We start from the raw sequence: 11,821 nt of genomic DNA, 5'->3' as shown, positions 1-11,821 counted from the left end.
TATAATTTGTTAATAGTATAAGTAAAAATATACAATAGTTGTCTCTGATTTATACTCTTATTTATAAAGCAAATATAAAAAAATAGGGTTCAATTTATATTTAAACCCTATTTGACTTAAACATCATACTCTCAAAAAGCAATAAAATTATTAATTACATATTGCTTTACCGTAAATATGGTATGTATTACTTTTTATCAAAACCTAATGCTTCATGTGCTCTCTTTAAATTATCAAAATCTTCCTCTACCTGTTTCATTGCATTCCTAAGTTTTCCCATCTCTGATTCTACTTTAGCACACATATCATCTGCATGACCCAAACTCTCTTTTGCATCTGATATATAATAATAATGTATACCATAATAACCATTTGACCTTATCTGTGCTGAAAGCCTTAAAGCAGACTCAGTAGAATTCTTTGCATGCTCAGCATAACTTTTTGCATTTTCTAATGTATTGAATTGCTCCTTATACCACACCATGGCAATATTTCTACTACTCTTAACTTTCTCAATTGCTTGATGTAATTTTATCTTCACATTTTGATCAATACCATTTCCATTAAAACCTCTTGCCCTATCAAAATCAGAATTAGCTTTAATAATATTAGCTTGCATACTCTCAATCTCTGACAATGATGCACTTACCTCACTATGCATTGCCTCAATAATTACTAATTTACTACTAATTTTGCTATTAATTTCATTAACTTCATTATCGTAACTAACAAGATAAGATTCTTCCTCTTCTGTTAACCTATTATCTTGGAATATAGACTGTTGTTGTTCTACTCTCTCTCCAGGTCTTTTCTCTTTAAGCTCTAGCTCAATACCTTTTTTTTGTAAGTTTTTTTGATTTATTTTTACACCCTCTTCAATCCTTACAACAATATCTACTTGCTCTTCTTTAATTTCTTGACTCTCTTCTTTAGACTTTAAATCTTTTAACTTTTTATTTTCTTCTACAAATTTTTCTCTTGATTTATCTAGCAATTCATTAAGAGCATTTATATCACATGATAACAAACATAATAATGTTAACATACATACTGATAAAATACTTCTCTTCATATCTCCCTCCTGGGATATCAAATAAATTAATAATGATTATTATATTAAATAATAATCATTATTAATTTAAAATATATATCACCTTATCTAAAATACAAATTATTTTAATTAAAATTCTCTATTTTTTTTATTCTCTCTTACTATACAAGTATTCACTTATTCTCTAAAATCCATAGATCCCAAAAAAGAGACATAATATGCGTTTTTACTATTATCATGACTTATTTTTTAATTTAAAACTATTATCTTTATCTTAATATTGTTAAATTATGGTTTCAATGCAAACAACTATATTCCCTAGATAATTCCTAAAATGATAAAATTAGATTAATATCAATTAGTATAATTTTATATACATGAAAACATATTCACTTTTTAACCTTTTAAATCACAAGAAAATCTTTACTTTAAATGACCTTTTTTATATCCATGATTCCTTATTTTTATGCACTAGCTGTTATTTCTGATATCTTAACAGCTTCTCTATACGGATTTATCTTCTTGAATAACTATAGTTTGTCAATAAATATACTCCTTAACATAAAACTTAACACTACTTGTTTATATAGACTTGTATGTTCATTCTTCATTAAGAATCTATAAGCTCATCATATAATTAACAAACTTGATAAAACCTTTATCTAAAACCTTATATTCCTTATTTAATAAATCATCTCTCTCAATATCAGTATTCAAAAGCAATTACACCTCAAAGCTTTAAAATAATTTACTAGTTATTCAATTTAAATCATTATATAGTTTGTAGAAATTTATTTAAATAAAATTAAAGAGAGTTCCTTATAAAGGAACTCTTCTTGTAAATACTAATATTATAAAATATTTAAACCTTTCAGTCTTTATCTTGAAAGATTCCCTAGAATAGACTTTGCCTCATTAATGATTTCCTCTATCTCTTTCTTTATTCCCATTGCTCCTCCTATCTTCCCAGAAGAAGATTCTAATTGATTTAAAGAATTTCTTGCATCACGTTGTGAATCCCTAGATAATTGTAATATTAAACCATTATCCACTCTTCTAAAAAAGTAATACTTACCCTTACGTGCTTCATTTTCTAATCTTTTAGTAATAGCTTCTCTTAAAGTCTTTTGTGCTTTTTCAAACAAAAATTTTGCAGATTCTAGCTCATTAAGACCAACCTCAACTTCAGTAATAAACCTTTCAAGATTAGATCTTTCATCATTTAACTTATTTTGCAATTGAGTTAGGGAACTTTTTTTTGCTCTATTCTCTCTCCTAATTTTTAAAGAATAATTCTCTCTTTTATTTTTAAGTTCTGAGAGAGTATCATAAAAACTAAATTCTAATTGCTTATATTCACTTTTGAGTTTAAGTGCGTCCTCAATTAATTGCTGGAATCCAGAATCTCTAAGAGCACTTTTTACTTTCTCAATTTCTGCTTGTGCTTCCTTTTCCTCTTTAGTACTTGGAACTAAATCTTTTTCTTCTATTTTTATTACTTCTTCTTTAGGATAGTATGGATACACTTGCTCAGACACCTCAAATCCCGCATTAACAGGTTTTAATTCCATATCTTGTTGTATGTCTACTTCTTCTTCAAAAACATCAATATCACCTACTCGTTCTTCTCCAACTGCTTGATCTTCTTGTTCATGTTTTAAATCTTTATTATCTTTGCTTTCATCTAAAACTTTTCCCCTTACTTCATTTAATAAATCATTAAGGACATTTATATCACATGATAACAAACATAATAATGCTAGAAGCATACATACTGATAAAATACTTCTTTTCATATCTCCCTCCTGGGATTTTAGATTATTTAATTATTATATTTCAATATTGAGATTCAATAATTGCTGATAATTATATAACTTTTATTTTAAATAACAAAACTAAATTTCACAAAACCTCAATTATTTTATTCTGTAATAATTAAAGGCAATGCAAAATTATTTTAATACAATAAAATTAATTACATACCAAACAAAACTAAACTAATCTAGTAATACTTACTTACATTACACCTAAATAGCATAGTACTAAATAAAAGTTGCTGTCTTATCTTTAGTACAAATATTTAATATTAAAATACCAAAAAGGAAAACAATTCTTATGAATAGAACAGTTTTTCACAAATGACTTTATTTAGTTATATATTTATTTTGTACTAGTTATTTATGTTAACTGTTAAAATTGCAGGTGTAATAGCATTTCAAGATTTATTTTATTATTTAATCGTTTAGTATATCTTCTAATTGCTATTAGAAATACTGTTGAAATTACTTTACAAGCACTAAAAACAGTTCTTGCGATAGATTAAATGTATTAGAATTAGCACTAATAACAACACCATTAGCTATATAAACAGATTTATCTTAACTTTTCTTAACATTAAACAAGATTGCTACAGGAACAAATAAACTAAATTAACTATAAGAGGTTAAAATACAGTTTTAAGATTCTCTGAATTACTACCGAACTATTCAACTTTTTAATTTCATTACAACTAATATAGAAGGCAGACTTAGAGATAAGTTTGCCTTCTAATCTTAATTTTAAGTAATGAATCTAACTATCTATTTTACTGCTGAGCTGCTGGTTTTGGGGATCTAGCTTTATCTATTTTTTCTTTTGCTTTCTCAAGAACATTCTTTACTGCCTTCTTAATTATATCCTCTATTGATACCAATAACTTATTTACTGCACTTACTCCTACTGCTTGTACTACTTTGTCATCATCATTATTATTCGCAGCTAATTTACCATCCTTAACTAAAGAACGTAATGCTATACCTCCTGCTACAGCTGCTGCTTTAGCTACATCTTTTGCTAACTGACCTGTATCACTTCCTCCTCTTGCAAACTTTAGTGCACTTGTCTGTGCAGTTGCATCAACTGCTAGTGCTGCATCAGCATCACTTTCTTGTGACTTAACTATTGATGCTAATATTTCTTCACCACTAACTGCTGCTACTATTGCTGCGGCTTTATCTCCCACAGCTGCTCCTGCATTAGCACCTGCAGCTAAGACTTTTACTCCATCTTTATTATCTGCATTACCTACTTTTACTGCTACATTTCCAGCTTTTGGCTTTGGAACACCTACCTTACCTGCTTCTTCTACAATTCCTTTCAATGAATTAAAGGCTTTCTTTAATTCAACATCAGTTGGTGCTGTGCCTTGAGCATTACTTGCAGCCTCACCTACTGGTTTAGCATCACCGATATCTTTTAAAGAGTCCAAATGAGTTTTTAATGTGTTTAAAGTAGTCTTAGCAGAATCAACTGCACTTCTAATTATCTTGTTTAGCTCACCTTTATCAAGCTCTGTTTCTGATTTCTTTGCTACTTGTTCTAATTCTGCTGATGCGTCTCCAAGCTTAGCACCTAGGTTGTTAAAATAATTTCCTACCTGACTTTTATTTGTATCTTTAGTTACTCTTAAACCTAATGTACCAGAAAGTAAATCTAAAAATGCATAAAAAGCATTTTCAGCACTTCTACTTACATCCATGAGAACAGAACTTAAACTGTTCCCTCCTGTAGCTGCTCCGCCACCATTAGGTGAATCAACCGACTGTTGTCCACTGCCACAGCTAAGAAGTAAAAATAAAGTCATCAATAATGCACATAAAGTAATTCTTTTCATTATCACGTGCCTCCTTTTTAACTCAAAGAGGCCAGATATAAACAAAAGGAAAACAATTCTTATGAAAAGAAGAGTTTTCCTCAAATGACTTTATTTAGTTATGTATTTGTTATTAATTCTGATTATTAACTTTTGTTTCAGAGGTTTGCTTATCAATAGTTACAGGGGTATCAGTAGGATTAAATTTCATAGCATCTTTAACAGTCTTAAGACCCACGTCAATAGTGTTTCTTATTGCTATGGTGAGAGTATCTAATGCTTTAGTTACTGCACTTACTGCAGCTCCTTTAACTATAGGAGCAACAGATCCTTGATCATCAGCACTAGGACCAGTAAATTTACCATCCTTAGCCATTGCTCTCAGTGCAATAGCACCTGCAATAGTTCCATCTTTAGCATTAGCTAATTTAGCTGCAGCAGCATCACCATTATCCTTAATCATAGCCTTTAATATGTCAGCCCCAGTTACAGCCCCAACAGCCTTAGCAGCATCAGCAGCAGATTTTTTTGCAGCATCAGCAGCTCCGGCATTATCGTTAGCAAATAACTTACCCGCACCATCATTAGCGGTTCTTGAGGTGTTACCATCTTCAGCCTTTTTATCATCACCAGCCTCAGGATTACCTTCATTTTTAAGAACTACATCTACAATTGATTTAATTCCTTTTATTAAGTTTTCAGTTTCACCTTTAGCACCTGCAGGGGCTGCATGAGCAGCAACATTACCAAGCAGGTCACTAGCATCACCAATAGCCTCACTGGCAGTCTTAGAGCCCTGTATTATCTTATCAAATGTTTCACTAACTAGTTTTTTTACTGCCATATCAGTAGCTTCTGTATTAGGATTATTTTCAGTCTTCATGTCAGCAACAATTTTCTCAAGGGCTGTCTTAGTAGATGAAAGAGTATCATGAATGGTCTTAAAGTAGTTCCCAACATCAGACTTTTTAGTATTAGTATTAAAACCTAAAACCCCTCCAACCATATCAGAAAGGGAAGTAAAAACATTTAAGAAGTCATTACCTAAACTAATAACTGACTTTAAGAATCTACTCTGAGGATTCTCAGCATTAATACTGCCACTGCCACAGCTAAGAAGCAAAAATAAAGTCATTAATAACGCACATAAAGTAATTCTTTTCATTATTACGTGCATATTTGTTTACTCAAGGGGAAGCTAGACATAAATAAAAGGAAAACGAATCTCATGAATAGAGAAATAGTTTTCCTCAAATGACTTTATTTAGTTATGTATTTGTTATTAATAATTCTTTATTGTTTCTGGCCTACCGATTGTTGTTCCTGTAGATGTAGTAGCTTCTACAGATTTATCTTCTTATTTAACAGCAGATAGTGCTTAACTAATTGACTTTAACCCACTATCAACAGTATTTTTAATAGCAATAATAAGAGTACTTAAAGTCTTACCAACAGCACTTGCTGCTACACCATTAACTGCATGAGCGAATTTATCTTCATTTTGCTTAGCAGCAAACTTACCATCCTTAGCCATTGCCCTTAAGGCAATACCCGCAGCAATAACTGCGTCTTTTTTTGCTCCTTCCTCTTTAATCTCTTTTTTGTTAGCAACAACCGGAGCAATAGCAATCTCAGCTGCATCTGTAGCTTTTTCAATGCCATCAGTACTATCTGCAGTAGGATTTTCTTTAGAGCTAGCAATCGATTGTAAAATATCAGCCCCAGTTATAGCACCAATAGAAGCACTAGCTGCAGCATGAATACCATTAACAATAATGGTATCTCTAGTAGCACCAGCAAGTGTAGTTAAAGCAGAAATTAGTTGTTCAAAGATATCATTAGCTCCTTTAATCGCATCCTCAATTAATTTAATTGAGCTGCTATTAGCATTCTTTGCTTCAGATATTTTATCTGATAGCTCATTTAACTTCTCCTTAGTAGTTGAAAAGCCCATCACCTATAGTCTCAAAGTGTTCACCAACTTTACTTCTCTTATCACCGGATTTAACTGCTGTAAGTCCCAAAGCATCACCAATAGCATTACCAAAAATACCAAAAATCTAGTAAAACCCATGTTCTATCTTGATAAGTGAATCTAAGAAAGAAATTTCTAGATTAAGAAGCCAATTTAACTTTATAAAGTTAATTATAACAATATAGAAGGCAGACTTAGAGATAAGTTTGCCTTCTAATCTTATTTTTAAGTAATGAATCTAACTATCTATTTTACTGCTGAGCTGCTGTTTTGGAGCTCTAGTTTTATCTATTTCTCCTTTTGCTTTCTCAAGAACATTTTTTACTGTCTTTTTAATTATATCCTCTACTGCTACCAATAACTTATTTACCGCAGTTATTCCTACTCCTTGCACCTCTTCTTTTCCTCCAGCACTACCATCAGCAGCTCCTGAAGCTAGTTTACCATCTTTAACTAAGGAACGTAATGCTATTCCACCTGCTACTGAAGCTGCTTTAGCTGCATCTTGTGCCAGATGAGCTCCATTACCTCCTTTTGCAAATGCCAACGCACTTGTATCTCCACTTGCATTAGCTGTTAACGCTGCATCACTTTCTTTTGACGCAACTATTGAAGCTAATATTTCCTCACCACTGACTGTTGATAGTATTACCGCTGCTTTACTTGCATCTGTTGCTCCTGCTTTGTTATCTGTAGCTAATATCTTAGCCCCATCCTTATTATCTGCATTACCTATTTTTACTGCCGTGTCTCCTGATTTTGGCTTTGCAACACTTTCTGATTCAGCTGTGTCCACTATTCCTTTCAATGCCTTAAATGCTCCTTGCAATTTATCTGCAACAGATGTTACTCCTGTGGCATCACTTGCAGCTTCACCTACTGGTTTAGCATCACCTACTTGACCTAAAGAGTCCAAATGAGTTTTTAATGTATTTAAAGTAGTCTTAGCAGAATCAACTGCACTTCTAATTGCTAAGGCTATTGATCCATCTTTAGCTCCTTCTCCTTCTGATTTTTTTGCTACCTTTTCTAACTCTTCTGATGCTTCTCCAATTTTCGCACCCAAGCTGTTAAAATAACCGGCTACATCCTCTTTCTTTGTATCTTTAGTTACTCTTAATCCTAATGTATCTGAGAGTAACTCTAAAAAAGAATAAAAAGCATTTTCAGCACTTCTACTTACATCCATGAGAACAGAACTTAAACTGTTCCCTCCTGTAGCTGCCCCGCCACCATTAGCAGAATGATGTCCACTGCCACAGCTAAGAAGCAAAAATAAGCAATCTAAATTTTATTAAGAGATAAAACAAGTTAAAATCAAAGCATAAATATAAGTCTAAAATTAATAAGTAATCATAAGGAAGTATGACACAGTACTAAAGGAAGAAATAAAGAAGAAAAAAAAGCTAAGAGAAGCAAACTCCTAGCTTATTATTTATAGACTTTATTTTATCAGATAATTACCATTAATTAAAAACTAATCTTATAACAACAATTTATCTATTAATTAAGGTTTAGCAGAAGTTGTAAGCTCCTTAATTGCAGATGTTACTGCAGCTTCAGCTGATGTTAACAATTCATCAATTGCTGTGTTGAGTTTTTTAAGTTCTGCAACTCCTTTATCTCCATCGGGCTTACCATTTCTATCTATAGCTTTTTGTGCATTCTCATCAGTAGCTCCTTCAATACCAAGTTCAGCATGCCCGCCTTTCAACTTATTCAAAAGCCCAGTCCCTTCGCCCTTAACATTAGTAATCTTTGCCTTCAAATCATCAGAAAGTTCTTTTTTCTTCTCTAATTGTTCTAACTTAGTTTCTACAGTTAGTATTACTTGAAATACCCCTGCAAGTAATGATCCATTCTTACCAGCCATAGCATCAAGAGTACCATCATTTTTAATTTTTTTCCCAATAGCTTTAGCAAGTTCGTCAATGGACTTAACTAAAGTATGAATTTCTTTAACATCTTTAGCAAAAGCAACAGAATCTGTAATGTTTTTAGTTATTTTATCTAGGTCAATAACAGTACCATCAGATTTAGCAGCCTGCCCATCTTTAGTAGCATTCCCTGAAGTATTACAAGAGCTAAGTAAAAATAAAGTCATCAATAATGCACATAAAGTAATTCTTTTCATTATCACGTGCCTCCTTTTTAACTCAACAAGGGGCAAGATGGTTAACAAACTTTGATAAACATAAAAACAAAAACTAAGAACATAAGCACTATAATCGTACAAAGACTGTGTACGATATAACAATTAATAAAATTGATTGTTATTAATGAATAATTAAATGATTTTGATAAAAAATGACTGACACATAATCAATTAAAAAAAAGGTTTACTTAATTCAAAATTACTTACTTAACAATGAATACACTATGGATATTAATGTTAAAAATATTCCTATATTAAGGGTAATAATTGTTCCAAACATCCAACCATGAAGTCTTAATGTGCTTTTAAGTTCCATTTTGTTAACATCGATCTTAGTATCAAGTTCATTAAATTTAGTATCAATCTTCACATTTAAGTTACTTTCAACAATATCAATCTTGTTATCCAGATCTTTAATGTCAGATTTTAACTCATTCCTAATAATGTCAATTTTGTTATCAAGTTCAGTTTTAACAGAAATAATTTCAGATTTTAAACTACGTTCTAACATCTCAAGTTTAAGATTAAAATTACTCTCTAAATACTCAATATCTTTATAAGTCAGTTCATTACGGTAATATCTTTTAGAGAGCTCATTTGCAATAAAATCTTGCATACCCATTTTTACAAATTCTTGATATATAATCTCCTCTGTAATATGCCCATTAAAAATTTGTGTACTAGCAACAGAATGTAGTGATGAATCTTGCATAAAATCTCCTTATATAATTAGTATATAATATTTTAAGTGTTATAGGAACCTTATATCAGTAAAATGTAATTTAAGAGAGTCCCTAACTATAAACATAAATGTTTAGTCTATTTTTTTTTATCTTATCAAAAATCTCAAATGTGGTCTTACAATCTGTTGTTAAATGATTGCTATCACTAAGCTTTAGACCTGAATTATTACAAGATATAGCTAAAAGGAAAACAATTCTTATGAAGAGAAGAGTTTTCCTCAAATGACTTTATTTATTTATGTATAATGTATATTGTTATTAAATACTCTTTAGTCTTGACTATTAGTTCTGCTTAGTTTCAGAGGTTTGCTTATCAATAGTTACAGGAGTATCAGTAGAATTAAATTTCATAACTTCTTTAACAGCCTTAAATCCTCTGTCAATAGTGTTTCTTATTACTATAGTTAGAGTAAGTTACTGCACTTATAGCTGCTCCCTCTACTGCTTTTTTAACAACAGCATGAGCATTATCACTAGAACCAGCAAATTTACCACTCTTAATCATAGCTTTAAGAGCAACAACTGCTACTAGGTCAGCATTATTTTTAGCACCAGCAGCTCCAGCTTCAATCTTTACTCCAGATTTCTCTGCTGCTTTAATAATTGTTTGAACTCCTGAAATAATAGCATCAACCCCAGCCTTTTCAGCAGCACCAGGAAATTTATCAGCATCATCACCAATAACAGCACTATAATTAGTTACACCGGATATTTGGTTACAGAGTTAATTAGTTGCTCAAAGAAATCACCAGCACTGCCAATTGCACTCTTAACAGCCTCAATTGTGTTGCTATTAGAATTCTTTGCATTAGATATTTCACCTGACAGCCCTTTTAACTTCCCATTGGTATCTTCCAAACCTTTTTTTATTTTTTCAAAGTGTTCACCAACCTTACTTCTCTTGTCATCAGATTTAACTGCTGTAAGTCTAAAACATTATCAAAGATGCCAAAAATCTCGTAAAACCCATATCCTATCTTAACTAATGAATCTAAGAAAGAAATTTTAGACTTAGTAGTCAATTTAACTTCTTAAGTTTAATTACAACAATATAGAAAGCATCTTAGATTTATCTCTAAGCTTGCCTTCTAATCTTATTTTTAAGTAATTAATCTAACTATCTAGTTTACTGCTGATTTGCTGATTTTGGCTCTCTTGCTTCATCTATTTTTTCTTTTGATTTCCCAAGAACATTTTTCACTGTCTTTTTAATTAGCTCTTCTACTGCTACTAATAATTTATTTACTGCAGTTACTCCTACAGCTTGTACTTCTCCTTGTCCTCCTTGTGCATCCGCTGCAGCTGCTGCTAGTTTACCATCTTTAACTAATGAGCGTAGTGCTATTCCTCCTGCTACAGCTGATGCTTTTGGTGTATCAGCACCTGCTAAGTGAGCTGCTTGACCTCCTTTAGCAAAGGAAATGGCACTTGTCTGTGCAGTTGCATTAGCTGTTAACGCTACATCACTTTCTCCTGATTTAACTATTGATGCTAGCATTTCCTCCCCACTTACTGTTTAGTATTGCTGCTGCTTTACCTGCATCTGTTGCTGTTGCTGCTAAATCAGTACCTAATATCTTAGCACCATCCTTATTATCTGTTCCATTACCTACTTTTACCGCTATGTTTCCTGCTCTTGGCCTTTCAACACCCTCTTTACCAGCTGTATCCACTATTCCTTGAAGTGCCTTAAAGGCTTTCTTTAATTCAACATCAGCTGCTGCTACTCCTTGTTGATTACTTGCTGCATCCCCTACCTTTTGACTATCACCTACTGTTCCTAAAGACTCTAAATGTGTTTTTAATGTAATTAAAGTAGCTTTAGCAGCATCAACTGCTTCTTTAATTAAATTTTTAGATGAATCACCTTTATCAACACCTATTTCTGATTTTTTTGCTACCTCTTCTAACTCTTTTGATGCTACTCCAAATTTCTCACCTAGACTGTTAAAATAACCGGCTACATCACTCTTCTTTGTATCTTTAGTTACTCTTAAACCTAATGTACCAGAGAGTAAATCTAAAAAAGAATAAAAAGCATTCTCAGCACTTCTACTTACATCCATGAGAACAGAACTTAAACTGTTCCCTCCTGTAGCTGCCCCGCCACCATTAGCAGCATCAACAGCCTGTTGTCCACTACCATAGCTAAGAAGTAAAATAAGTAATCTAAATTATCATTAAGAGATAAAACAAGGTAAAAACAAAACATAAAAATAAGCCTAAAATTAATAAGTAATCATAAAAAATCTTAAGGAAGTATAAT

8 protein-coding genes and 4 pseudogenes are annotated in these 11,821 nt (G+C 31.8%); all 12 read right to left on the bottom strand.

Features of this window, described 5'->3' with window-relative positions; genetic code table 11:
- Positions 1 to 187 precede the first annotated feature (187 nt).
- Positions 188 to 1,072 (bottom strand): hypothetical protein, encoded by an 885-nt coding sequence (locus tag bvRMA01_RS05695; protein ID WP_247032698.1) that lies wholly within the window; start codon positions 1,070 to 1,072, stop codon positions 188 to 190.
- 857 nt (positions 1,073 to 1,929) lie between these two features.
- Positions 1,930 to 2,847, bottom strand: coding sequence for a P12 family lipoprotein (locus bvRMA01_RS05690; protein WP_247032700.1), 918 nt, complete (start codon positions 2,845 to 2,847; stop codon positions 1,930 to 1,932).
- 788 nt (positions 2,848 to 3,635) lie between these two features.
- A complete protein-coding gene (locus bvRMA01_RS05685) occupies positions 3,636 to 4,703 on the bottom strand; it encodes a variable large family protein (RefSeq protein WP_247032702.1) in 1,068 nt (355 codons plus the stop codon).
- A gap of 112 nt (positions 4,704 to 4,815) precedes the next feature.
- Positions 4,816 to 5,847, bottom strand: a complete 1,032-nt coding sequence (locus bvRMA01_RS05680; protein ID WP_433996724.1) for a variable large family protein — start codon at positions 5,845 to 5,847, stop codon at positions 4,816 to 4,818.
- Positions 5,848 to 6,039: 192 nt separating this feature from the next.
- Positions 6,040 to 6,438 (bottom strand): annotated as a pseudogene (locus tag bvRMA01_RS05675) (variable large family protein); the annotation flags it as partial.
- Positions 6,439 to 6,479: 41 nt separating this feature from the next.
- Positions 6,480 to 6,787 (bottom strand): annotated as a pseudogene (locus tag bvRMA01_RS06300) (variable large family protein); the annotation flags it as partial.
- A 108-nt stretch (positions 6,788 to 6,895) separates the two neighbouring features.
- Positions 6,896 to 7,930, bottom strand: coding sequence for a variable large family protein (locus bvRMA01_RS05670; RefSeq protein ID WP_433996729.1), 1,035 nt, complete (start codon positions 7,928 to 7,930; stop codon positions 6,896 to 6,898).
- 234 nt (positions 7,931 to 8,164) lie between these two features.
- On the bottom strand, positions 8,165 to 8,791 hold the full coding sequence (locus bvRMA01_RS05665) for a Vsp/OspC family lipoprotein (protein ID WP_349643004.1): 627 nt from the start codon (positions 8,789 to 8,791) through the stop codon (positions 8,165 to 8,167).
- A 220-nt stretch (positions 8,792 to 9,011) separates the two neighbouring features.
- Positions 9,012 to 9,524, bottom strand: coding sequence for a Bdr family repetitive protein (bdr, locus tag bvRMA01_RS05660; protein WP_247032750.1), 513 nt, complete (start codon positions 9,522 to 9,524; stop codon positions 9,012 to 9,014).
- A gap of 410 nt (positions 9,525 to 9,934) precedes the next feature.
- The gene (locus bvRMA01_RS06295) at positions 9,935 to 10,126 is read right to left on the bottom strand and encodes a variable large family protein (protein ID WP_433996730.1); all 192 of its coding nucleotides are present in this window, start codon (positions 10,124 to 10,126) and stop codon (positions 9,935 to 9,937) included.
- 30 nt (positions 10,127 to 10,156) lie between these two features.
- Positions 10,157 to 10,556: pseudogene (locus bvRMA01_RS06290) on the bottom strand (variable large family protein); the annotation flags it as partial.
- A gap of 125 nt (positions 10,557 to 10,681) precedes the next feature.
- Positions 10,682 to 11,717: pseudogene (locus bvRMA01_RS05640) on the bottom strand (variable large family protein).
- Positions 11,718 to 11,821 lie beyond the last annotated feature (104 nt).

Source organism: Borrelia venezuelensis (genome assembly GCF_023035835.1).
GTDB classification, from domain to species: Bacteria; Spirochaetota; Spirochaetia; order Borreliales; family Borreliaceae; genus Borrelia; species Borrelia turicatae.
This window is presented reverse-complemented; position numbering and strand designations above follow the sequence as displayed.